22 protein-coding genes, 2 tRNA genes and 2 pseudogenes are annotated in these 23,095 nt (G+C 35.4%); 14 read left to right on the forward strand and 12 right to left on the reverse strand.

Annotated features, from left to right (window positions below; all coding sequences use genetic code 11):
• The first annotated feature begins 167 nt into the window (after positions 1-167).
• Together BVG17_RS04530 and BVG17_RS04535 are read left to right on the forward strand one after the other, a co-directional pair.
• Complete coding sequence (locus BVG17_RS04530; RefSeq protein WP_017531992.1) at positions 168-692, forward strand: c-type cytochrome; 525 nt, start codon at positions 168-170, stop codon at positions 690-692.
• Between the two features lies 1 nt (position 693).
• Positions 694-1,449: an alpha/beta hydrolase gene (locus BVG17_RS04535; RefSeq protein ID WP_063630966.1), complete on the forward strand. Its 756-nt coding sequence runs from the start codon at positions 694-696 to the stop codon at positions 1,447-1,449.
• A 43-nt stretch (positions 1,450-1,492) separates the two neighbouring features.
• On the opposite strand, the gene BVG17_RS04540 is transcribed toward BVG17_RS04535, so the two are convergent.
• Positions 1,493-3,409, reverse strand: coding sequence for an ATP-dependent helicase (locus BVG17_RS04540; protein ID WP_063630967.1), 1,917 nt, complete (start codon positions 3,407-3,409; stop codon positions 1,493-1,495).
• A gap of 113 nt (positions 3,410-3,522) precedes the next feature.
• Complete coding sequence (locus BVG17_RS04545) at positions 3,523-3,951, reverse strand: WD_0964 family protein (RefSeq protein ID WP_063630968.1); 429 nt, start codon at positions 3,949-3,951, stop codon at positions 3,523-3,525.
• 232 nt (positions 3,952-4,183) lie between these two features.
• Here BVG17_RS04545 and BVG17_RS04550 point away from each other — a divergent pair, with 232 nt between their 5' ends.
• From BVG17_RS04550 to ccmE, 9 genes are read left to right on the forward strand one after another with little or no spacing between them, the layout of a single operon-like run.
• Positions 4,184-4,771 carry an NADH-quinone oxidoreductase subunit J gene (locus BVG17_RS04550; RefSeq protein ID WP_063630969.1) on the forward strand — a complete coding sequence of 196 codons (588 nt, stop codon included), beginning with the start codon at positions 4,184-4,186 and terminating at the stop codon, positions 4,769-4,771.
• Complete coding sequence (nuoK, locus tag BVG17_RS04555; protein ID WP_017531987.1) at positions 4,762-5,070, forward strand: NADH-quinone oxidoreductase subunit NuoK; 309 nt, start codon at positions 4,762-4,764, stop codon at positions 5,068-5,070. The genes BVG17_RS04550 and nuoK overlap by 10 nt, the downstream gene beginning before the upstream one ends.
• A gap of 4 nt (positions 5,071-5,074) precedes the next feature.
• Positions 5,075-6,922, forward strand: a complete 1,848-nt coding sequence (gene nuoL / locus BVG17_RS04560) for an NADH-quinone oxidoreductase subunit L (protein WP_063630970.1) — start codon at positions 5,075-5,077, stop codon at positions 6,920-6,922.
• Positions 6,923-6,925: 3 nt separating this feature from the next.
• Positions 6,926-8,368, forward strand: coding sequence for a complex I subunit 4 family protein (locus tag BVG17_RS04565; protein WP_063630971.1), 1,443 nt, complete (start codon positions 6,926-6,928; stop codon positions 8,366-8,368).
• Entirely contained in the window at positions 8,365-9,753 is a 1,389-nt protein-coding gene (locus tag BVG17_RS04570) for an NADH-quinone oxidoreductase subunit N (RefSeq protein ID WP_063630972.1), read from the forward strand. The genes BVG17_RS04565 and BVG17_RS04570 overlap by 4 nt, the downstream gene beginning before the upstream one ends.
• Before the next feature lie 48 nt (positions 9,754-9,801).
• Positions 9,802-11,466, forward strand: coding sequence for a hypothetical protein (locus tag BVG17_RS04575; protein WP_063630973.1), 1,665 nt, complete (start codon positions 9,802-9,804; stop codon positions 11,464-11,466).
• A gap of 20 nt (positions 11,467-11,486) precedes the next feature.
• Positions 11,487-12,392: a biotin--[acetyl-CoA-carboxylase] ligase gene (locus BVG17_RS04580; protein ID WP_063630974.1), complete on the forward strand. Its 906-nt coding sequence runs from the start codon at positions 11,487-11,489 to the stop codon at positions 12,390-12,392.
• Positions 12,389-12,526, forward strand: coding sequence for a CcmD-like small membrane protein (locus BVG17_RS08820; RefSeq protein WP_162848924.1), 138 nt, complete (start codon positions 12,389-12,391; stop codon positions 12,524-12,526). Before BVG17_RS04580 ends, BVG17_RS08820 begins: the two co-directional genes overlap by 4 nt.
• Positions 12,510-12,902, forward strand: coding sequence for a cytochrome c maturation protein CcmE (gene ccmE / locus BVG17_RS04585; RefSeq protein ID WP_063630975.1), 393 nt, complete (start codon positions 12,510-12,512; stop codon positions 12,900-12,902). Before BVG17_RS08820 ends, ccmE begins: the two co-directional genes overlap by 17 nt.
• A 74-nt stretch (positions 12,903-12,976) precedes the next feature.
• Here the strand turns inward: ccmE and BVG17_RS04590 are convergent, their stop codons facing one another.
• The 5 genes and pseudogenes from BVG17_RS04590 to BVG17_RS04605 form a co-directional block, all read right to left on the reverse strand.
• Positions 12,977-13,429, reverse strand: a complete 453-nt coding sequence (locus BVG17_RS04590; protein ID WP_063630976.1) for a hypothetical protein — start codon at positions 13,427-13,429, stop codon at positions 12,977-12,979.
• 45 nt (positions 13,430-13,474) lie between these two features.
• Positions 13,475-14,047, reverse strand: a pseudogene (locus BVG17_RS04595) (MgtE intracellular N domain protein); the annotation flags it as partial.
• An 89-nt stretch (positions 14,048-14,136) separates the two neighbouring features.
• The gene (gene ltrA, locus BVG17_RS04600; RefSeq protein WP_143688717.1) at positions 14,137-15,363 is read right to left on the reverse strand and encodes a group II intron reverse transcriptase/maturase; all 1,227 of its coding nucleotides are present in this window, start codon (positions 15,361-15,363) and stop codon (positions 14,137-14,139) included.
• Positions 15,364-15,406: 43 nt separating this feature from the next.
• Positions 15,407-15,529: a hypothetical protein gene (locus tag BVG17_RS09985; RefSeq protein WP_255447004.1), complete on the reverse strand. Its 123-nt coding sequence runs from the start codon at positions 15,527-15,529 to the stop codon at positions 15,407-15,409.
• 367 nt (positions 15,530-15,896) lie between these two features.
• The gene (locus BVG17_RS04605) at positions 15,897-16,442 is read right to left on the reverse strand and encodes a hypothetical protein (protein WP_143688854.1); all 546 of its coding nucleotides are present in this window, start codon (positions 16,440-16,442) and stop codon (positions 15,897-15,899) included.
• A gap of 90 nt (positions 16,443-16,532) precedes the next feature.
• Between BVG17_RS04605 and BVG17_RS09200 the strand changes: the two are divergent.
• Positions 16,533-17,678 (forward strand): annotated as a pseudogene (locus BVG17_RS09200) (IS3 family transposase).
• Here the strand turns inward: BVG17_RS09200 and BVG17_RS04620 are convergent.
• Entirely contained in the window at positions 17,673-18,125 is a 453-nt protein-coding gene (locus BVG17_RS04620; RefSeq protein ID WP_063630982.1) for a hypothetical protein, read from the reverse strand. The pseudogene BVG17_RS09200 and the gene BVG17_RS04620 overlap by 6 nt on opposite strands.
• A gap of 211 nt (positions 18,126-18,336) precedes the next feature.
• Positions 18,337-18,412, reverse strand: a tRNA-Ala gene (locus BVG17_RS04625).
• A gap of 294 nt (positions 18,413-18,706) precedes the next feature.
• Between BVG17_RS04625 and BVG17_RS04630 the strand changes: the two genes are divergently transcribed.
• Together BVG17_RS04630 and nuoF are read left to right on the forward strand one after the other, a co-directional pair.
• Positions 18,707-18,779, forward strand: a tRNA-Lys gene (locus BVG17_RS04630).
• A gap of 17 nt (positions 18,780-18,796) precedes the next feature.
• Positions 18,797-20,050, forward strand: coding sequence for an NADH-quinone oxidoreductase subunit NuoF (gene nuoF, locus BVG17_RS04635; RefSeq protein ID WP_063630983.1), 1,254 nt, complete (start codon positions 18,797-18,799; stop codon positions 20,048-20,050).
• A gap of 22 nt (positions 20,051-20,072) precedes the next feature.
• On the opposite strand, the gene infC is transcribed toward nuoF, so the two are convergent.
• From infC to nuoI, 3 genes are read right to left on the reverse strand one after another with little or no spacing between them, the layout of a single operon-like run.
• Positions 20,073-20,591 (reverse strand): translation initiation factor IF-3, encoded by a 519-nt coding sequence (infC, locus tag BVG17_RS04640; RefSeq protein WP_017531976.1) that lies wholly within the window; start codon positions 20,589-20,591, stop codon positions 20,073-20,075.
• A 12-nt stretch (positions 20,592-20,603) separates the two neighbouring features.
• The gene (thrS, locus tag BVG17_RS04645) at positions 20,604-22,505 is read right to left on the reverse strand and encodes a threonine--tRNA ligase (RefSeq protein WP_063630984.1); all 1,902 of its coding nucleotides are present in this window, start codon (positions 22,503-22,505) and stop codon (positions 20,604-20,606) included.
• Between the two features lie 55 nt (positions 22,506-22,560).
• Positions 22,561-23,043: an NADH-quinone oxidoreductase subunit NuoI gene (gene nuoI, locus BVG17_RS04650; protein ID WP_026092624.1), complete on the reverse strand. Its 483-nt coding sequence runs from the start codon at positions 23,041-23,043 to the stop codon at positions 22,561-22,563.
• Positions 23,044-23,095 lie beyond the last annotated feature (52 nt).

A 23,095-nucleotide genomic window follows, 5' to 3' on the forward strand; every position in this document is an offset into this window, starting at 1 on the left:
TATTCCGGACCAGTATGTGACTGGACCACGGAGTTACTTTAGCATCAGAATTGCGATCTATTAACTAAGTAATAGAAATTTCTATCTTTGGTGGAATAAAGGTAATTGTTTGCTGTTTGCGAAAATATTTGCATAATTTAAGTAACATTACTTGATAAGAATTAACTATGGAGCTTAATAAGATTGCAGCATCGATTTTACTTTCTGGATTAATAATTATGATAGTTAGTAATGTAGTTGATATGCTCTATAACCCAGAGGATTATAAAATTGAACACCAAACAATAGTAGCAGCCAGCAATGAGCCTCAGCAAAAGATTGAACAAGTGGCATTTGATATTGGGGAGCTCATGCAAAATGCTAGCTTTGAAAAGGGGAAGTCAGCAGCAAAAAAATGTATAGCTTGCCACAGTTTTGAGAAAGGTGGAATGAATAAAGTAGGACCAAACTTGTGGAACGTAGTTGGAAATAAAAAGGCCCATCTTGGCAATTCGTTCAATTACTCAAAAGCATTGCTTGAAAAAGGTGGAATATGGGGATATGAAGAATTATTTACTTTTTTAAAAAATCCAAAAGCCTATATAAAAGGTACACGTATGGCATTTGCAGGCATTTCCAATCCACAAGAAATTGCAGATCTAGTCAGCTATTTGCGTTCGGTGAGCGATAGTCCGGTTGCCTTGCCAAAGTAGTATGAATTATTGTAAATTACTTAATGGAAGTAATGACCATATAGCATATCGAAAGCTACAAGGAAAGAAAGCTTCCATAGTTTTTTTTGGTGGTTTTGCATCCAATATGGATGGAACTAAAGCAACTGCCATTTACAAATTTTGCCAAGAAAATGATGTAGCACTTGTGCTCTTTGATTATTTTGGCCACGGTAATTCAAGCGGTGACTTCGCTGATTATACAATAAGTGATTGGCAAAAAAATTGTGCTAAAGTGATAAGCGAATTAACTAGCAGCAAACAAATAATTATAGGCTCAAGTATGGGAGGATGGCTGATGTTGCTCACTGCTCTTCAATTTCCAGAAAAAACTGCAGCGCTAATTGGTATATCGTCTGCTCCTGACTTCACTGAAGATTTAATATTTAATCAATTGTCGGGTAGGCAAAAAGAAGAGCTATGTTCTAAAGGTGTAATAGATTTTACTTCAGGGCACTGCGCATACAAAATAACTAAAAATTTGATCGAGGATGGCAGAAAGAATCTCCTTTTAAATCAAGAAACAATAGATATAAACTGTCCTGTGCGTTTATTGCACAGCATTAACGATAGAGATATTCCTTATCAAATTTCATTAAATTTAGCTAAAAAAATCAAATCAACAGACGTTGAAGTACACTTAATAAAATCAGCAGAGCACAATATGTCTGATAATCATTCACTGAAAATTTTATTTAAGACCATCAGAGAATTTTTACCAGAAGAAATATATAATTGAGGTAGCTCAGATTTGCAAGGTATGTTTATCTGGAATTATAGCTTCAGCAGTAAGCAATGTTACTCTTAATGACCTCAACATTTTCCCTTGGTAACTCTTTGATGAATCGAGAAGTGTACATTGGTTGCCATTGGTTATTCATTTCCCTTCTGTCTGCACATGAAATGATCAACCTTTCTTTTGCTCTGGTTATGCCAACATATGCAAGTCTTCTTTCTTCTTCTAAAGCTTTACCGCTTTTATCCTCAAAAGATCTTTGATGAGGGAATAATCCTTCTTCCCAGCCAGGTAAAAACACACAAGGGAATTCTAGACCTTTAGATGCGTGAAGAGTCATAACATATACAGTGTCATCGCTATTCATATTATCCACTTCCATCACTAAACTTATGTGCTCCAAGAAGGTTGTAGCGTTGTCAAAATTCTTCAAAGATGAAATAAGCTCTTTGACATTTTCTATTCGTGCTAAACCTGTTACTCCTTCATCTTCAAGCATTTCAATATACCCTGATTGACTTGCTATATTTTTTACAAACTCATAGAGTGGTTTCACATTTACCATTTCTTCCCAAGCTTTTATTTTATTTAAAAAATCATTTAGTGAGAGTTTTATTCTCTCAGTCACCTGATTACCATCAACTAATATTTTTGCTGCTTCAAAAAAAGAAGTCTTGTTATCTTGGGCAGTTGTGTATATCTTCTTGAGAGTTGTAGCTCCTATACTTCTTTTTGGACGATTTACGATCCTTTCAAAGGCAAGGTCATCGTTATTATTTGTAACAAGCCTTAAATATGCGATTATATCCCTTACTTCTTGACGTTCGTAGAATTTTACGCCACTTATAATCTTATAGGGAATTGAATACTTTATAAAATGCTCTTCCATGACTCTAGTTTGAAAAGTAGCTCTTACAAGCACTGCAATGTCACTAAATCTGTATTTATTGAGCTTTAATATCTGTTCGCTTATAAACCTTGCTTCAGCTTTTCCGTCCCACAATTTTATTAGACTTACCTTTTCTCCTTCAATATTTGTTGTCCACAACTTTTTCTCTAATCGAGTCTTATTGTGATTGATAATATATGATGCAGTTGCAAGTATATGTGATGTTGACCTGTAGTTACATTCTAATTTTACGATTTTTGCATTTTTAAAATCATCAGAAAACTTCAAAATATTTTCAACTTCTGCACCACGCCAACTGTATATCGATTGATCATCATCTCCTACACAACAAATATTTGAGTGCTCTTTTGCAAGGTATTTTAGCCAAAGATATTGTATTGCATTTGTGTCTTGATATTCATCTACCATGATATATTTAAACTTGTTTTGGTAGTAGGACAAAATTTCGGTCTTTTGATTAAAAAGTTGTATATTGTATAGCAGTAGGTCACCGAAATCGACAGAGTTAAGGAACTTTAACCTTTCCTGATACTGGTAATAGACTTTGAGTGCAGTTACGTACACTGGCCTAAATGATTGAACGTCTTCCACTTCAGACGGCAACAAACACTTCTCTTTCCATTGCTGAATAATATTCATAATGGTCTTACATTTTTCTGATAGGTAATCAGGGCTGATTTCATTCATGATGTTTTTTATTACCTGTAATTGATCATCCACACCAATAATTGTAAAATTGGAATTCAGCCCCACGACTTCAGCATGATGACGTAGAATTTTTGCTGCAATTGCATGGAAAGTGCCAAGCGATGGTATGTTTGTTCCTGTTAGCTCAAGTACCCTTGATACCATCTCATTTGCTGCTTTATTTGTAAATGTAACTGCTAATATTTCATCAGAATAAGCGTGACCGTTCCTAATTATGTGCGCTATTCTTGAAGTGATCGTTCTTGTTTTTCCGGTTCCGGCTCCTGCTAGTATCAAAACTGGTCCATTCACGTTAGTTACAGCTAATTGTTGCTCTGGATTTAACAGTGAGAGATAATCGTTCATTGAAGCTCTATAGATTATAACTTCATAAAGTTAAACCTATGATCCAAATATTGTAAAGGTCTTATTGAACATAACATTCAACTTATTCAAGTACTAGATATTTAAGCGTAGATCTATCTTGTTTTAGTAGCTTCAGGTGTATGTCGAGTAGCAACAACTTGATTTGAGTTATTGGCACCAAAACTTCTGCTTGTTGGGTGAGTAGGTGGAGTTTGGAATGGCTTATATGTACGATTTAGTTCCTTCATTTCTATTTCTTCAACTTCAACAAGGAGTTTTTCTTTTGGGGTATAGTGATTATGTGTTGCAGGTCGTTCAGTAAGACTTTCATATGTTTCTTTCAACCAAGTTCCGATATCATACATAAATCCATACGCTTTTTCTTTAAATTCTCTCAATGATCTACTGAAACTTGCTAGTGTGTTATTAAAGTAAATTGTCATATAGTCTCTTGTAGTGTATTGATAACTTTCTCCATCTAGTCTGCTACTTTGTGTGTTAGAACTATTGTTGTTTTTTAAATAACCAAATATGTTGTACATTTTGAGCTACCGCTGATTATTAATATACATATATTATATGTTAATAAATTAAAATGGTCAAGAGTAAGTTAAGTGTTTATTGTATTGATGAAACGCTTAGGAAACGCTCTATATAATCACTTAAAATGGAGCTAGGGTTTTATAGTACAATGTTTTCAAACGTTTAATATAATATTGACTTCACAACAATAGTCACTTTAAATTAGTAACTATTGTTGCAGTTAAAGTATCAATGCCTTTTTTCTTTTATTCTTTTGCAATTCTAAGCATCTTATCTGCTGTTTGTGTAATTAGCGTAAGGAATCCTGTGCATGCAGTGTTATTTTTAATTTTCACTTTCGTTAACTCTGCAGTGCTTTTTATTCTCCTTGAAGCTGAATTCATTGCTATGATGGTGCTAATAGTATATATCGGTGCAGTTGCAGTGTTATTCCTCTTTGTAGTTATGATGCTCGATATCGACTACATAAGATTGCATCAGGGTTTTGCAAAGCATTTCACTCTTGGTGCTATATTATGTGTTGTGTTTTTTCTAATCATCAGCTTTGTAATTCGCAGCTCAGCACCGAATATAAGTAATGTTATAAACTATAATACCAATAACGTGAAAGCTATCGGTAATTTGCTCTACACTGACTACATGTACGCTTTTCATCTTTCTGGTATTCTGCTGCTTGTTGCAATTGTTGGTGCAATCGCTCTTACTTTGCAGGAAAAGAAAAAAGGAGTTAGAAAACAGAACGTGTTAAAGCAATTGACACAATCTTCATCTGTAAAATTGATTAAGGCTAAATTTGGAAAAGGAGTGGAATGGAAATAGGATTAAATCACTTTTTGATAATTGCTGCTCTTTTGTTCACTATTGGAGTGTGTGGTATTTTCATTAACCGTAAGAGCATAATCAACATACTGTTATCAATAGAAATATTATTGCTGGCGATTAACATCAATTTAGTTGCTTTTTCTGCCTTTATGAATGATATAGTTGGGCAAATTTTTGTGATGTTTGTGTTGACTGTTGCGGCAGCAGAGTCAGGAGTTGGGCTTGCAATATTGGTTGTATATTATAGAAGCCGTGGCAATATAGAAGTTGAACAAGCAAATTTAATGAAAGAATGAAAGTATGATGGATATACTGAAATTAATAGTATTTCTGCCACTTTTTGGTTCATTGTTTGGAGCATTTTTTAGAAAAAGTCAGTTAGTTACAACGGCAGGGATTGGAATATCTGCAGTTTTATCTTGGTATGTTTTTCTCACCTTCTCTGAAAATTATCACTTGAGTTTATTTCCTCTATTTTCATTAAGTGTATTAAAAGTAAATTGGGCAATTAGTGTGGATGCTCTCTCATCCTTAATGCTTATTGTTATTACCACCGTTTCACTAGTAGTCCACCTCTATTCTATCGGTTATATGGAGCATGACAAAGGGAAGTCGAGGTTTTTTTCTTACCTATCGCTATTTACGTTTTGCATGATTGTGCTGGTTGTAAGCGATAATTTCGTGCAGCTTTTTTTTGGCTGGGAAGGGGTTGGCCTATGTTCTTATTTACTCATAGGATTTTGGTTCCAAAAATATTCTGCAAATAATGCGGCAATTAAAGCATTTGTTGTGAATAGGGTAGGAGACTTTGCACTATTGATTGGGATCTTTCTCATTTATTATACATTTCACTCTTTGAAATTTACTGAAATTTTTGACACAGCTGATTTTCTTGGCACGCAGAACATTAGAGCATTCTGCTGTGAATTTAAAATAATTCATATAATATGCATATTACTTTTTATTGGCTGTATGGGTAAATCTGCACAGCTTGGTTTACATGTTTGGTTGCCAGATGCAATGGAAGGGCCAACACCTGTTTCTGCACTCATTCACGCAGCAACGATGGTAACAGCAGGTATATTTTTAGTAGCAAAGTGTTCTCCATTGTTTGAGTTATCAAATGTGGCACGAGAATTAATAGTTATCGTTGGAGCACTCACTGCTTTTTTTGCAGCCACCGTTGCAATTACTCAGAACGATATAAAGAAAATAATTGCTTATTCAACCTGCAGTCAACTTGGTTATATGTTCATGGCATGTGGGCTTTCTGCTTACAATGTTGCTATTTTTCATTTAATGACACACGCTTTTTTTAAAGCTCTACTATTTCTTGGTGCTGGCAATGTGATTCATGCAATGCATCATGAGCAAAATATTCAGAAAATGGGAAATTGCTGGAAGAAAATCCCTTGCACTTACACTCTCATGTGGATTGGGTCTCTTGCACTTTCTGGAATATTTCCATTTGCAGGTTTTTACTCAAAAGACTTGATAATTGAACATGCTTATAGCACGGATAGCTTTGCTTTTGTAATAAGCTTAGTTGTTGCATTCTTCACAGCGTTTTACTCTTGGAGGTTATTGCTTCTTGTGTTCCATAGCCAAAAACAAAGTAAAATTAATATACATGAGGCACCAAAGATTATGCTTATACCATTACTGATACTTGCTTTTGGATCGGTATTTTCTGGAGTGTGGGGAGCAAATATTTTGAACATAACTAGTAATGCGTTTTGGAAATCAAGTTTAATGGTAATTGATGAGCATGGAGTTCATAATTTCTTTATAAAACTGCTGCCAACCTTAGCGAGCCTAAGTGGAATAGCTCTTGCGTACCTGATTTACCAATATCAAGTAATTAGGCAAATTAAGAGTAAATTTTTACTTAAGTTTTTGCAGAATAAATGGTACTTTGATGAGGTGTATGAGTTTGTTATAATTGCACCGATAAGGTTTATATCTAGGCTTCTATGGAAGTTTGATGTTAAGGCTATTGATTCATTTGGACCAAATGGTGTTGTAAGGTTGGTTAATGAATGTTCAAAAAGTTCTATAAAGTTACAAACTGGTTATATATTTGATTATGCATTTATTATGTTTGTTACTTTAATAATCGGTGCTTTATATATTATTGGAATTAAATAGAAGGTGTTGTTACTTAGTATATTCTTGCTTCCACTGATAGGAGCGTTGATTTTATCCTCGATCAGGATTAATCATCAATCTATACACCTAAGATTCCTTGCCCTATTTTTTACTATACTTCCATTTTTGCTTAGCATTGTAACTTGTATAGAATTTGATTATAACAATGCGGACTTTCAGTTTGTCAGCTATCCAATCAAGAATGTAGGAATAGGGATAGATGGTATATCGTTGCCTTTCCTTCTGCTTACAACTTTCTTGTTTGTAATTTGTATACTCTATAACTGCAAAATGAGTTATACGAACCTAAAAGCCTATATGGCATTATTTCTACTGCTTGAGAGTTTTGTAGTCGGGTTTTTCGTTTCACTGAATGCTATAAGCTTTTATGTGTTTTTTGAAGCTGTTTTAATACCAATGTTCTTTATTATTGGCATTTGGGGAGGAAAACACAGGGTATATGCAACGTTTAAGTTATTTCTTTATACATTAACTGGCTCATTATTATTTCTACTTGGATTAGTGTACATCTATAGCATTTTTGGGACGTTTAATATACAAAAATTAGCCACATTAGTGCCAAGCCTTGATCTTGGAGTACAGTCATTGCTGTGGATTGCATTTTTTATTTCTTTTGCAATAAAAGTCCCAATGTTTCCATTTCACACTTGGCTTCCTGATGCACATGTGCAATCACCAACTTCTGGGTCTGTGATTTTAGCTGGCTTGCTTATTAAAATGGGAGGATATGGATTTTTCAGGTTTTCTATTCCAATGCTTCCTCAGGCAAGTTTGTATTTTTCAAATTTTGTTGTTGTGCTGAGCATTATTGCGGTGATATATGCTTCTCTAGTTGCGTTTGCTCAAAATGATATAAAGAAGTTAATAGCTTATTCTTCAATAGCACATATGGGAATCGTTACCGCTGGCCTCTTTTCATTTTGTGAGGAAGGAGTGCTGGGTAGCGTATTTCAAATGATTAGTCATGGCCTTATTTCTGCTGCTTTGTTTTTGTGTGTTGGAATGTTATATACTCGAACTGGAACTTTGGAAATTGCAAAGTATTCTGGCATAGTAAATACAATGCCAAAATTTGGTTTTATGTTCATTTTATTTTCAATGGCTTCAATAGGGCTACCCGGAACATCTGGGTTTATAGGCGAGTTTTTGGCTATGGTTGGAATGTTTAAGAGCATAGGGTTTTTTACAGGATTTATCGCACTTGGCACTATTTTAAGCGCAGTTTATATGCTGAATTTATGTAAGCAAATAATATGGGGGGTTAGCTATTCTAAATTATTAAATGATCGCTTGGATAGCATAGAATTTTCTGTCTTAATTTTGCTTGCAGTGTTTGTTATTTTGCTTGGATTTTACCCAACTCTTGCACTGAATTATTTGAAGCCATGTATGGCAAATTTGTTAGTAAAATATAATGCGCTATGAATTATATACAGATATTGCCGGAAACGTTCTCTATTATCTCCTCATTAGTGTTGCTACTGCTTGGAATTATATTTAACCGCCGAACTATCAACTTATTAGCACTTGGCTGCACAGTGGTAACTTTGATTATTTTAATTATTTCGGCAGAAAATAATGAAATTTTTCTCTTTAATTCGTTGTTAAAACTCAATTTATACATCAGGTCAGCCCAAGGGTTAATTCTCAGCACAGGAATTTTAATACTTTTGCTGCTGAATTTATCAAAATATGACTATAAATATGAATTTTCAATACTGATTCTTTTTGGGCTATTTGGCATGATAACCTTAGTTTCAGCAAATAGCCTGATTTCTTTTTATTTAGCTTTTGAGTTGATGAGTATATCTTTGTATGTTCTTGCGAGCTTTAATAAAGATTCAGCTTATTCATGTGAAGCAGGAGTGAAATATTTTACACTTAGTGCACTATCTTCCTGCATTATGCTATATGGAATGTCGCTGCTTTATGGATATACAGGACAAGTTAATTTCTCTGAGCTCGGTTCATTCTTGCAAAACCATCAGATAACTTATGGAATAGTTTTTGGGTTAGTTTTTATCCTTATTGGTTTGTGTTTCAAGCTTGCTATTGCTCCTTTTCATATGTGGGCTCCAGATGTCTATCAAGGTGCACCTACCATAGTAACTGCGTTTTTTTCTACGGCCCCAAAAGCTGCACTTGTAACATTTTTAATTCGATTGATGAATGAAGAGTTAGTAAATGTAAAAAGTTATGTTCAGCCTATTTTCTTATACGTTTCAGCATTGTCTGTGCTTATCTCAGCTTTTGGGGCATTGCGTCAGCAAAACTTAAAAAGGCTGCTTGCTTACAGTTCAATTGGTCACATTGGTTTTATATTTGCTTCACTTTCTATTTTTACACAAGCAGGAACAGATAGTGCCTTAATGTATCTGGTGATATATATCATCACAAGCATAGGGCTATTCTCATATCTCGTACAAATTGACGATGATGATTGTGATGTTGCAAGTTTATCTGGTATAGGAAAGAAACGCCCAATTGTAGCATTTCATCTTTCTGTACTGTTACTTTCAATGTCGGGAATACCTCCACTTGCAGGTTTTATCGCTAAATTTTTTATATTCAAAAGTTTAATAAATTCTGGCTTTATCAGCCTGTCTTTGATCCTTGTAATAGCGAGTGTGATATCATGCTACTATTATTTAAATGTCATAAAAATTATGTATTTCGATAAAGCTAGTGGTAATAAGGTTGCTTATTCTAAGGGTCTATTCATGATCACTTCAGTAGCTTCAGTGATCAACCTCGTTCTTTTCTTGTATGTAGAAGATCTTTACTCATTGATTAATTCATTGACAAATTAACAATTTAGTGTTTATAATTAGTGATTAATTAATATGGTGTAGTGAACAATGAGTAAAGGAAAAACTGTTTTGAAATTTTCAATTGCCGCTCTCTTGCTAGGAGGATCGAGCACTGTAGCTGTTTTATATTTTCCTTATGTTGCTTTAGTAATTAAATTTGGTATTGTAATTTCTACAGCTCCTCTGGCAATTTTTGCCATTTCTGTAGTTTCTGCATTAGCTTCAGTAATTACATTAGCAGCATTTACTATTTCCGCCATACGCAGTAAGGGTAAATCTAATAAGGTTAGTAGCGAACCAAGAAGTAAAAATGAAGAAAAAGGACAAAGTCTAGTACAAGAAAAAGATGCACCTACTCCTACGCCACCGTTGCTTTCGCAAGAGTCTGAAAAGTCGGTTATTCCTATTCCACAACAACCACCAGCAGTGGAAGAAACAGAAACACCGCAACCTGAAAACGTTATGGTTAAAGGTGCTGATCAGCAAGCTAAACAAACAGAGGAATCGTTGCCACCATATCCAGAACCCACCTCGCCTCTAAATAGCATGGATCAACTCAAATCGTTTCCTGAATTGCCGTCAATTGTTGTGGATGCGCACAACAATTTGGGAGATGGTAGTAATTCCATCAAAAATTATCAAGAACATATGTCACTTCCAATATATTTGCCCCAACAATCTCAGACTTTACATAATGCAAAACTGGCCTTGGGGCTTAGTTATGCATTAAATGAAAGAAGGCAACAACCTAATCAGGCTAGTACAATAGATATTGACGTTTCCTGGGGCAGTGACTTTGAGGACTCAATAATTGCCAACAATAGCCTTCCTAGTGTTAGTATCACCCAAGAATTAGAAGAACGGTCAGGAGGAGTTAGGTTTTTTTCTGAACTAAATAATGTTCATGATATATTCGAGTATCGAAGACGGGTATCTCTTATGCGTAATTGCTCTAGCAGTTGTCATACTTCTATGTTTTCATCAATACAAGAATCAGAGAGTCTACAAGCAAGCTTAGGAAGTGATAATCCATCAGTGCAGTCTTTTCAACCAGAGAAGGAGCTTTTATATGATGTAAATAAAAAAATTTTTGATAGCGTTGATTATGAAGTAAATTATACTAGACTTTCTGAGAATGCAGGGGAAGCCCCTAATTACGAACGGGAATTTCCACTTACTGAAACAAATGTTAACAGCGGTCCTGAAGCAATGTCCTATGATGTAAATGATAATAGGGTTCCATGCGAACAAACTAGAGAGAACACATTATTAGATTCATTGCCTTCTTATCCAAGCACGTCTTCTCCTCTAAACAGTCTAGATCAAGCATTGACTAGCTTACCAATGTTTGCTAAACTACGGGTAGCACTTGATCAACGTAAACAGCAACAGCCTAATAGTATTGATTTTCACAAAGCTGATGATGTATGTAGTGTAACTTCAACTGACGTTTCAATAACTACATCTGCGTCTTGTTCTAATCATGCTAGTATGACAAATAGTTATACTTCTTGGGATACTAATTGGGGTGATTCAATTACACCATCACTAGCTTACCAATATAAACCATCTTTAACCTCAATAATTGAAGGTGTGGAAAGTGGTCCTGAAGCAACGTCCTATAACGTAAATGACAATAGGACTCCATATAGCAGTATGCAATCACCTGTATTATCAAGTTCTGCTAACCGTAGCAACAGTTTTTCTGGATAATTTTTGATAGAATTAAGAAAATGATCCCTGAAGTATTTGAGTGCTTTCATATTCATTACTACAAAGAAGTTTCAAGTACTAATAAAGAAGCATTGGATTTAATTGAGAAAGGGATATCTAATGAAACTGTCATTATTGCTGATAAACAAACAGAAGGTAGGGGGCGCACTAGAAAAAGCTGGATTTCTCTCGAGGGTAATTTTTATGCGAGTTTGGTGATAAATCTTTTGCAAGCTCCACGGTGTAATATTCAATTACTGGATTCCAGCGTCACACGCTGGAATGACAGAGAAAATTTAAGCAAATTAACAGAATTGACTTTTGTTACTGCTCTTGCTGTAGGGAATACTTTATTATCGTTAAATTTCTTGAATAATCAAACCCACTGCGGTGTCATTCCAGTGCGTGACACTGGAATCCATACTTTTTCTTCTGGATCCCAGTGTCAAAGCACTGGGATGACAAGAGATCCATTCATAAACGATCTCAATCTTCAATATAAATGGCCAAATGATGTTCTAATCGATGGCAAGAAAATAAGCGGAATATTGCTTGAAAAAAAATCCAATTCAAATTGGCTCATTATAGGAATTGGAATTAATGTCAATCATGCGCCACTTCCAGGCACAACGTGCATTAGCAATTACGGTGAATCTGTGTCTAACATGGATCTATTAAAGGAATTAATAATAAATTTTAATAAGCTAAGAAAGCAATGGCTATTTGATGGGTTTTATGCTATAAGAGAAATGTGGTTAAAAAAAGCATTCAAAATGAATGAGCAAATCAGTGTAAAGTTAGCTGACAAATTGTATGAAGGAATTTTTGCTGATATAGATAAAAGTGGTAAATTGGTATTGCAGCAAAAGGATGGAAGCTTAATTTATTTTGATGCAGGTGAGTTATTTATTGGCAGTGCATTATGAATACATATGTAATTTTTGCTTACCTTATTAGTTTCATACTGATTGGTGGAAATTTGATTTTTACCGTTTCTTGCTATATAAAAAGTAAAAAAAACTTAGAAAGTCTTAAAAGCAACAATGAAGAAGAAACATAAGCGATTACTTATAACTTCAGGAATTTTCTGCTTTTTAAGTTGTGCAGTTTTTTTTATTTTAACAACGCTCAAAGAAAATATCTCATTTTTCTATACAGTAAGTGAGGCAATAGTTTTACCAAATAATCAAAAGCCAATCCGTGTTGGTGGAATGGTTGTTGAAAATAGCGTGATACGGAGCGAAAGCGAAGTAGTTTTTCAGATGACAGATTTTAACAAAAGCGTTGTGGTGAAATATCAGGGAATACTTCCACCAATGTTTTCAGAAAAAAGTGGTGTTGTTGTGCAAGGTAAAATGTTTGATAATAGTACTTTTCTTGCAGATACGGTGTTTGCAAAACATGATGAGAACTATAAGCCGAAAGTTTTAAAATAGATTCCTTAACCTAGCTATATTGAAATGGTATGTGGAAAGAGTAACAGCCTGCTAGCAAGCTGTTACCTTTTTTATTAAAGCAATCTGTTCTCTTCGCCAGTAACATGGAATAATGGAGGAGCTTCTCCAGTCTCTGGTATATTATCAAGTCTAGCCTGAAGATCTTTAAGTTTAGCGTCTATCTCGCTTGTCTTTGTGCCTATGTTTTCTATAGTTGATGACAGTGGTCTTACTATGCCGCTTGTAATCACATCACTTACATCATCATTATATTTATTAATACTTTTCATCAGACCATCATAAAAATTTTTAAGATTCTTAACGCTTACCGTGATCGTCGGTATAGCATTAATCTCTTTTTCTTCCATAACCTTAGTTATATCAATTCCATCTGGTACGCTTTTAGTAGTAATCTTCTTTATTTCTGGTATTGCAACATTTGGTTTATTAAACGCCGGCTTCGAAAGTTGTAATGTATTATTTGATTCAACTTCTTCACTAGAATATAATTCTGTACTTTTACTCATAATAGTTACCTCCTATAAAAAACTACTTATCTTTATAAATCACTACTATACAAATAACAGTGAGTCATTATTAATGTCTACTATTGTGAAGTCTGGGGCCTGTCCGATTTCTGGGATATTGTCCTTAATTTGCTTGAGCATCTCAATCATTTCCTCGTTCTGTTTACTCTGCTCGTCAAGTTTCCCTTTTAATGCATCAATAATAGCTTTAGACTGATCTTGATTGCTGAGATCACCAATCACAGCTGTCACTTTCTCATAAGGCAGTTTGTGAATAATCTCTTTAAGCTCTTCTGCACCTACGTTATCCAAAAGTTCCTTAAACTGCTTATTAGACATATTGCGAGCAAAGGCTTGAAGTTTACCTGGATTGTCAGCTAAAGACTTAATAATAGTTTGAATCCTATTAGGATCGGTTAAGTCCTGAGCTATTGCTTCGAGTTTCTTATGGTCGAGTTTATTAACTAAGTCTTTCAGTTGGTCTTCCTGCAGGTTATTTACTAAAGCTTTTAACTGATCACCTTCTAATTCTTTGGAAAGTATTGTCAAGTGGTGCTCAGCCAAATCTTTTGCAAGCACTGTAAATTGCTCGTCATTTAAAGTTTTAATAAGTGGTCGAGTAGACCAGTGGAACTTCCCCACCAGCCCCTCACAGAACTGTGCATGAACCTCTCGATTCACACAGCTCCCATTATTCAGTACTTTGATTACCATACCAACCTCCAGTGGTAAAAAGTATTCGGATTTTCTGTTCTCATTTTTCCTAGAAGTTTCCTTGCTAGTCTTTTTCCAATCAGATATTTCTTACTTACCCACTTTTCTAGATGCCGCTCTACATTATTAAGAAGTTTATACATCTCCGTTTGGTAAAACCTGCCATAATACTGACACCAGCCTCTGACTATTGGATTTACTTCCTTTGATATTTCCTCCAACTTCTTTCCTGTAAATCTATGTATTTTCCATGACCTTATGGTTTGAGTGATCTTTTTCTTGGCCTTATTGCTAATTGCAGGTAGAAATCCAACAAAATATTCCCCTATTTTGCTCTTTGCTCCTCTAGGTCTAAAGGTATATCCTAGAAAATCAAAGCTTTGTATAGGAAATGTATTCTTCCTGTTGCTATTCTTACAGTACACTATCCGTGTCTTTTCAGGATGCAACTTTAGCTTATACTCAGCCAATCTTTCTTCAATCTTTACTCTCATAAAGTCTGCCTGTCTCTTAGTTTTGCAGTGCAGTATTGCATCATCAACATACCTTTCAAATGGTATTGTGGGGTAGTTTTGCCTCATCCACATATCAAACGCATGATGCATAAATATGTTAGAAATGATTGGGCTTACAGAACCTCCTTGCGGAACTCCCTTATTCCTCACTTCCCTAGTGCCATCTGCTTGTTGAATAGGGGCTTTCATCCACCTCTCAACATACAGTATGACCCATTTGCAGTTTGTATGTTTCTTGATAGCTTGTAAAACTAATTCGTGATCCAGATTGTCGAAAAATCCGGTTATATCAAGATCTATCGTCCAATCGTACCTCCAGCATCTCTTGCGTGCTGTATCTACCGCATCCAGTGCAGATTTATTCGGTCTATAACCATATGAATCCTCGTGGAATTTTGGCTCTACTAGCGGCTCAAGATACATAGAAGCTGCCGTTTGCCCTATCCTGTCGAATACTGAAGGAACACCTAAAATTCTTTGTCCTCCTCCCGTATCCTTCGGTATTGCCACAGCTTTTACTGGCTCTGGAAAATAACTTCCGGATGACATCCGATTCCATAGTTTGTACAGATTATCTTTTAGATTTTCCTCAAACTTTGTTATCGAAACCTCATCTACACCTGCAGCACCTTTATTTTTCGATACTTGTTTATAAGCTCTCCAAATAAGTTGCTTCGGTATATCAAAAGACTTTGTTTTATTCATTAACTCCTCCCTTTCGGTTGATAAATAATTAAAACTAAATAACTCAGCCCCTTCGCTCCATTTCCATTACAGAAACTTCTTCACTACTACGAGCCGATCCGCCCCTGTTTTCCGCATCGGTACTCTCATCCTTAGAGTTTAGCTCCTCGAATTTCTCCCTTATCATCGAAACGACAGGTTCCCGCAGTTCCACACAATAGCCTAAAATAGATTCACGCCACCTCTATGCCGGACGCCACCTATCCAGTAAACAAGTTCCTGATAGGTTTATCCCAAGAGATTCAAGAGCCCATGGTTTTGACGTCGTCTTTGGAATTTCGACACTTCATCAGTGGTTCATTTTCATTCGCCTCTCTATTTTACACATGATGCATAATTGCACCTTTTCCATAACGCTCACTACCATAGCTCTTTACCACAGCAGCTTATGGCTGTTTGAAGCCTATTCTTGCAAACCGACTTCGAGGGGCCCACCCTCATCTATTGTGCAGCTTTGCACTTAGTTTGCTCATTTTTAAGCATTCTTTGTGTCTCTACGGCACACCTTTGAACTGATCCACTTTTAAGTGAGGTAAAATTTCTTTTACTTGCTCTGGATTTAAGTCCCTCACTAGAGCTTCAAGCTGAGCATCATTTAAAATAGGAACAATTATTTGTAATTTTTCTGGATTTAGTTCCTGAGCGAGGGTTTGTAATTGGTGATTGGTTAGATGATCTACTAAAGCTCGGAGTTGCTTATTACTAAGAATATTGGCAAAAATCTTTAGTTGCTCATCTGTTAGGCCTTCAACAAGAACTTTGGTAAACGTGTTTGATAGTGTTATGTCTTCTGGTATATTAGATGATATTATATCCTTTATTGTTTGTTCCCTGCTGTGCAATTTAATATATTGAAGTGCTTCATTGTCAAGTGAATTGATAATATTTCCTTGATCATCTGAGAAATAATATTTATCGGTATCTGACTCTTCCCATGTTACATATTGATGTTCTACTGGTTGTATATCAAGGAAAATTCGACTGCGTTTTACGTTAGAAGAAAAAGTTTCTATAGCCTGGTTGGTCAGTGATAACTTCATTAGTTGGTCATTGACCTTACCCAGAAAAAGTAGACAGAAAGTTAAGACGTTTTTGAAGTAAAATAAAACGTTTTTTCAAAGAGGTGTGGTATGACAAAAAGAAAAGAATATACAGCAGAATTCAAAATTGAAGCTATAAGACTAGTAAAAGAAACAGGTCAATCATCAGCAAAAATAGCAAGAGATTTGGGTATTAGCGGTAAGCAGATGGGTAAAAACATACAATGATAGAATGTCTGGAGTAGATGCGTTTCCAGGAAAGGGGAAAGTAGCTCATTGTGACAAAGAAAAGTTTGATTTAAAGAAAGAGCTGGCAAGAGTAACGAGGGAAAGAGACATTTTAAAAAAAGCCCTGGGATATTTTGCAAACCAAAAAGAGTAAAATATTCTTTTATAAAAGAACATGAAAACTGCTATAAAATACGGGAATTATGCAGATTTTTGAACGTATCTGCTTGTGGTTATTATAAATGGATTACTAAGGAAAAAAACAACAAAAAATCAATAAGAGAAGAGCTCATACAAGATATTCAGAAGGTATATCGATCATCACAATGCAGATACGGAGCTCCTAAAATTCACGCTGAATTAAAGGCTTTAGGTAAAAATTATAACATCAAAACAGTGCAAAATATTATGCAGAAAAATGGCATTCAAGCTAAGCTTAGACGAAAGTTTAAAAGTAAAAAACCACAAATAGACAATAGAGTTATAACTCCTAACATATTAAATCAGAATTTCATCGCTGATCAACCTAACAAGATATGGGTAACTGATATTACGTACATAAAAACTAATGAAGGATGGTTATATTTGGCAGCAATAATAGATTTATATTCACGCATGGTGATTGGGTGGTCAATGAGTAATGCAGTAAATAGGCAATTAGTTATAGATGCGTTATTCATGGCTATTGGTAGGCGCAAATCTCCTAAAAATCTACTATTTCATAGCGATCAAGGATCGCAATACACCTCTAAAAATTATCAATTTTTACTAAGTACAAAAAATATTACTTCTAGTATGAGTCACAAAGGTTGTTGTTATGATAATGCTGTTTCAGAGAGCTTTTTTAGTTCACTTAAGAGAGAGTTACTCATTGATACTTCACAACACTCTGTACAACAAGCTAAAACCGCAATATTTGAATATATAGAAATTTTTTATAATAAACAGCGTAGACATTCTACTATTAACTATTGCATTCCTGAGCTTTTTGATTCATCATTCTCATAGCAAAAACGTCTTAACTTTCTGTCTACTTTTTCTGGGTAAGGTCACATTGATATATGCAAAGGAATGCGGATTATTTACATAATCTAGTTCAATATGTCTAACACTTCTCCCAATAAAAACCTTACAATTTGTGAATAGATCTTCATTATTATCACAATTATAATTTTCTCCTGCTAAATCTTCTTCACCTTCCTGTACGCAGGAAACAACTCTTGCATTCCCCTGAGGACCACAAAATTTTATAGGTAAATCTAGTGCTATATCACTTTCATCATCCAGTGGTATGAACCCAACTTTAGCAAGCTTATTCCAAGTTAGCCCTTTGCTATCCACTTGATCTTCAGGTATCTTATTGTTGTCCACCTGATCTTGCAATATCTTCCATTTGGTTGCGTTGAGCAATTTTTTCCCAGGCACCATCTTAAAAACATGTTTCTTTCCACTCATAGGCATTACCAATAAATTAATTGTTAGTATTCTAACATTTATTGATTAATTTATTGTTAAGTTAGTATATATCAGAATTATAATAACAAACATTACTTGCATAAAGAAAAGTTACAGAAAGAGGGATTTTTTAGGAAACTAGTATAAAACACTCCTAGATTAAAATAAGCTGTTTTGACAGGTTTTGTGGCGTGCTAGAGCTAATATAGACTGGTGGAGGCAAGCGGGATCGAACCGCTGACTTTCTGCGTGCAAAACAGATGCTCTACCAGCTGAGCTATGCCCCCAATTCTTGCTTAAAGCATAAATCACTCAGGCTGAAATGCAAGAAATATTTATCTATTGCTAAATAGTTCACAAATTCTGCAGTTATGTAAAATTCTCTATCTTTTTAGAGTTGTACGTCAGCTTTGCCAAATGAATCTGTGAATTGAAAATTAATAAGAAGTCTTCAAAAATTTTTAACTAAATTATCACTAACGCAGTACATTATATAATTTATTTAATCACGCATGAAAATTTTAGTTTGATTAAAACAGATAAAAACTATATTACTGTTTAGTGTAGCTGAAAAATAAAATGATCCCGTAGCTCAGCCGGTAGAGCAACTGACTTTTAATCAGTGGGTCACGCGTTCGAATCGCGTCGGGATCACTTAGAATCTTAAAAGCATGCTAAAAGAACAGGATAAAATATTCATAAACTTAAATGGTAGAGAAACACCACTACTTGAAGGTGCAAAAAAACGTGGTAGTTGGCAAAAAACAAAGGAATTACTGGATTTAGGATCAGAAAAAATCATTGATGAAGTAAAGAAATCTGGCTTGAGAGGTCGAGGGGGTGCAGGATTTTCTACTGGCCTTAAGTGGAGCTTTATGCCTAAAAATCCTTTAAAAGCGTATTTAGTAGTCAATGCAGATGAGTCAGAACCTGGTACATGTAAGGATAGAGATATACTGCGATATGAACCACACAAGCTAATTGAGGGGATTCTTCTGGCTGGAAGAGCAATCAATGCGTCAGCTGCGTATATTTATATTAGGGGTGAATTTTATAATGAATATTTAGTTCTAAAAAAAGCACTTGAGGAAGCCTATAAAGAAAACTTAATTGGAAAAAATGCCTGCAAATCAGGTTATGATCTTGATGTATTCATTCACAGAGGTGCAGGAGCTTATATATGTGGAGAAGAAACAGCTCAACTTGAATCAATTGAAGGAAAAAAAGGCTTTCCTCGCATGAAACCTCCATTCCCTGCGGGTGTTGGACTTTTTGGCTACCCAACCACAATAAACAACGTTGAAACTATAGCCATGGTTCCAGATATTCTAAGTCGCGGAGGAGAGTGGTTTGCATCTCTGGGTAAACCAAATAATACTGGCACTAAGGTTTTTTGCATTTCAGGGCATGTAAATAATCCATGTAATGTTGAAGAAGAGCTCGGAATTTCACTGCGTGAATTAATTGAAAAATACGCAGGTGGAGTGAGAGGAGGTTGGGATAATTTACTTGCTGTAATACCTGGTGGGTCTTCAGTCCCATTAATTCCAAAATCTATATGTGATACTATTGAAATGGATTTTGATTCATTAAGGGCTGCAAAATCAGGGCTTGGTACTGCTGCTGTAATAGTGATGGATAAATCAACTGACATAATAGCTGCAATAGAAAGATTATCACATTTCTATATGCATGAGTCCTGCGGACAATGTACACCATGCCGTGAAGGCACTGGATGGATGTGGAGAATTATGAGAAGAATGGTAGCAGGAAATATTAAACCTGGTGAAGTAGATAAGCTACTTGACCTTACAACTCAAATAGAAGGGCATACAATTTGTGCACTTGGCGATGCTGCAGCTTGGCCAGTTCAAGGATTAATCAGACATTTTCGTCATATAATTGAAGAGAGGATAGTAACTTAACTTATATTTTTAAATGATTTTACTACTTAGCAGCTAAAGTTAAAGAATATTGATTTCCTTCCCTTTTAGGTGCTAATTCTACTTTTGCAATATCTTCAGCATCTCTAATTAGCCGTTCTAATTTTTCCAGTCCAACTTCAGTGTTTATAAGCTCTCTTCCTCTAAATCTCATCGTGACTTTAATTCTATGTCCATTCACAAGAAAATCCCTTGTTTGACGCAATTTTGTTTCGTAGTCGTGATCACCAATATTAGGACCCAGTTTAATTTCTTTTATAGTTAATGTTTTTTGTTTCTTTTTTGCTTCACTTGCCTTCTTTTTTATATCATACTTTTGTTTGCTATAGTCCAGAATCTTACATACTGGAGGAGTTGAATCAGGTGCGATTTCTACCAAGTCTAAATTGACACTTTGTGCAACTTCTAAAGCTTGTTCTATTGGCACAATTCCGACCATTTCACCACTATGATCAACTAAGCGTACCTCCTTAGCTGTGATGAATTCATTAATTCTGTTTTTATTGTTCTTTTTGACTTGCAAATTTTATCTCCATTAATTCAAATTAATACTTTTTAACAGCAATTCAGTAGCTTTCTCCAAAGGAAAAGACTCTTGTTCTTCTGACCCTAAATTTCTCACTGACACAGTTTTACTTGTAACTTCATTTTTGCCTACAATCCACAATATAGGAACCTTGTTTGAACTATGCAAACGTATCTTATAACTAATTTTTTCATTGGTCAAATCAGTTTTGATTCTCACACCTTGTGCTTTTAAAACGTTGCTGATTTCTGTAGCATAACCGTCAGCTTCATTTGTAATGGTCAGAATAGCAAGTTGCGTTGGAGCAAGCCAAACTGGAAATTTTCCTGCATAATTTTCTATCAAAATTCCGATAAAACGCTCAAAAGTCCCAAGAATTGCCCTATGTAACATGACAGGGTGATGCTTGTGCCCATCTGCCCCTATATAAAAAGCTCCCAGACGTTCTGGTAAAATGAAATCAACTTGTAATGTTCCACATTGCCAATTTCTGCCTATTGCATCTTTTAAAACAAACTCTAACTTTGGACCATAAAATGCACCTTCACCAGGATTAAGTTCATAACTAAGCCCTGCTTCTTTAACTGCTTCAAGCAGAGCTTTTTCAGCTCTATTCCACACTTCATCATTACCTGATCTAGTATCTGGACGATCTGAAAATTTCACAGAAATTTCATTGAATCCAAGCTCTGAATATACTTCTTTTAAAAGGCCGCAAAACTTTACAGTTTCAGAATTCACTTGTTTTGCCATACAAAAAATGTGTGCATCGTCTTGCGTAAAACCACGCACTCGCATCAGTCCGTGCAATGAGCCTGAGCTTTCATTCCTATGGCACGTGCCAAATTCTGCCATACGTATTGGTAGATCACGATAACTTCTGGTGTGATAATTAAAAATCTGCACATGGCAAGGACAATTCATGGGCTTTATTGCTAACTTTTTATTCTCAGATTCGTCAACAATAAACATATTTTCACGAAACTTATCCCAATGTCCAGATCTTTCCCACAGCTCTTTACTTACTAAAATAGGAGTTTTTACCTCAAAATAGCCATTATTTATTAGCTTCTTTCTGATGTAAGACTCAAGAACATTATATAAAGTATATCCTTGTTCATGCCAAAAAACCTGCCCAACAGCTTCCTCTTGAATGTGAAATAAATCCATATCCTTAGCAATTTTGCGGTGGTCGCGTTTTTCTGCTTCCTCCAGACGTTTAAGATAAGTATTTAATTCATCCTTATTTCTCCACGCGGTGCCATATATTCTTTGCAACATTGGGCCCTTAGAATCGCCACGCCAGTATGCACCTGCTACTTTCATAAGTTTAAACGCTTTAACTCTGCCAGTTGATGGTGAGTGCGGACCACGGCATAGGTCAACAAAATCACCTTGCCTATAAACAGTTAGGTTTTCACCCTCTGGTATGGATGAGATAATATCAACCTTATATTTTTCGCCTATACCACTAAAGAAATCAATTACCTGCTTGCGAGTCCAAACTTCTCGAACAAATCTGTGGTTACTTTTTACAATCTCTTTCATTTTCTTTTCTATTGCGGTAAGATCGTCCGTAGTAAAGGTACGATCTGTAGCAAAATCATAGTAAAAACCGTCCTGAATTGTTGGGCCGATAGTAATCTGAGTATTAGGAAATAGCTCTTTCACTGCCTGTGCCATTATGTGAGCAGCATCGTGCCTTATTATGTCCAAACCCACTTCGTCACTCGGTTGTATCACCTCTATCTCTGCATCAGATTCAATTTCACGTGAGAGATCATACAACTCACCGTTTACTTTCAATGCAACTGCTTCTTTCAAAGCATCCGGTTGTAATATATCAAAGCCAGTGACTCTACCACTGTATTCTTTTACTTTTTGTTCGGTTGAAAAAGTAATCCTAATCATGAATAGACCTATACAGATATGTAGCTTGAAGGTGGTTTGCTATAAGTTTGAAACATTAGTAATACGGCCTATTCTTTTTTAACCTGAGTGCAATTGCGTCTTCCCAAACTTCACCATTATGCAATAACTTTTCTTTATTGTACATTAGCTCCTCTCTTGTTTCAGTAGCAAATTCAAAGTTAGGACCCTCCACAATTGCATCAACTGGACATGCCTCTTGGCAAAGTCCGCAGTATATGCATTTTGTCATATCAATATCATAGCGTGTGGTGCGGCGACTACCGTCTTCTCTTTCCTCTGCTTCAATAACTATTGCTTGAGCAGGGCAGATAACTTCGCATAACTTACAAGCTATGCATCGTTCTTCACCGTTTGGATACCTACGCAATGCATGCTCACCACGAAACCTTGGACTTAAAGGGCCCTTCTCCATAGGATACCTCAAAGTAACCTTTGGCTTAAACATATATTTTAATGTAATAACAAACCCTTTAATTAACTCTACAAAAGACCAGTACCAAGCTAATTTCTTGAGCATAAAATATTTAAAACTTGTGTCAGTCATTATAAATGATATTATCAGTTTTCAA

The organism is Wolbachia endosymbiont of Laodelphax striatellus (assembly GCF_007115015.1).
Classification (GTDB): domain Bacteria; phylum Pseudomonadota; class Alphaproteobacteria; order Rickettsiales; family Anaplasmataceae; genus Wolbachia.

Bases quoted from the DNA above. Each gene is read 5' to 3' on its own strand.
- ccmE (WP_063630975.1), top strand. From the start codon at position 12,510: ATGAAGAAGAAACATAAGCGATTACTTATAACTTCAGGAATTTTCTGC.
- nuoI (WP_026092624.1), bottom strand. From the start codon at position 23,043: ATGCTCAAGAAATTAGCTTGGTACTGGTCTTTTGTAGAGTTAATTAAA.
- nuoF (WP_063630983.1), top strand. From the start codon at position 18,797: ATGCTAAAAGAACAGGATAAAATATTCATAAACTTAAATGGTAGAGAA.
- BVG17_RS04620 (WP_063630982.1), bottom strand. From the start codon at position 18,125: ATGAGTGGAAAGAAACATGTTTTTAAGATGGTGCCTGGGAAAAAATTG.
- nuoL (WP_063630970.1), top strand. From the start codon at position 5,075: ATGATGGATATACTGAAATTAATAGTATTTCTGCCACTTTTTGGTTCA.
- BVG17_RS04540 (WP_063630967.1), bottom strand. From the start codon at position 3,409: ATGAACGATTATCTCTCACTGTTAAATCCAGAGCAACAATTAGCTGTA.
- BVG17_RS04530 (WP_017531992.1), top strand. From the start codon at position 168: ATGGAGCTTAATAAGATTGCAGCATCGATTTTACTTTCTGGATTAATA.
- BVG17_RS04605 (WP_143688854.1), bottom strand. From the start codon at position 16,442: ATGAAGTTATCACTGACCAACCAGGCTATAGAAACTTTTTCTTCTAAC.
- BVG17_RS04590 (WP_063630976.1), bottom strand. From the start codon at position 13,429: ATGAGTAAAAGTACAGAATTATATTCTAGTGAAGAAGTTGAATCAAAT.
- BVG17_RS04570 (WP_063630972.1), top strand. From the start codon at position 8,365: ATGAATTATATACAGATATTGCCGGAAACGTTCTCTATTATCTCCTCA.
- BVG17_RS04545 (WP_063630968.1), bottom strand. From the start codon at position 3,951: ATGTACAACATATTTGGTTATTTAAAAAACAACAATAGTTCTAACACA.
- thrS (WP_063630984.1), bottom strand. From the start codon at position 22,505: ATGATTAGGATTACTTTTTCAACCGAACAAAAAGTAAAAGAATACAGT.
- ltrA (WP_143688717.1), bottom strand. From the start codon at position 15,363: ATGAATAAAACAAAGTCTTTTGATATACCGAAGCAACTTATTTGGAGA.
- BVG17_RS04580 (WP_063630974.1), top strand. From the start codon at position 11,487: ATGATCCCTGAAGTATTTGAGTGCTTTCATATTCATTACTACAAAGAA.
- BVG17_RS04575 (WP_063630973.1), top strand. From the start codon at position 9,802: ATGAGTAAAGGAAAAACTGTTTTGAAATTTTCAATTGCCGCTCTCTTG.
- BVG17_RS04535 (WP_063630966.1), top strand. From the start codon at position 694: ATGAATTATTGTAAATTACTTAATGGAAGTAATGACCATATAGCATAT.
- nuoK (WP_017531987.1), top strand. From the start codon at position 4,762: ATGGAAATAGGATTAAATCACTTTTTGATAATTGCTGCTCTTTTGTTC.
- BVG17_RS08820 (WP_162848924.1), top strand. From the start codon at position 12,389: ATGAATACATATGTAATTTTTGCTTACCTTATTAGTTTCATACTGATT.
- BVG17_RS09985 (WP_255447004.1), bottom strand. From the start codon at position 15,529: ATGATAAGGGAGAAATTCGAGGAGCTAAACTCTAAGGATGAGAGTACC.
- BVG17_RS04550 (WP_063630969.1), top strand. From the start codon at position 4,184: ATGCCTTTTTTCTTTTATTCTTTTGCAATTCTAAGCATCTTATCTGCT.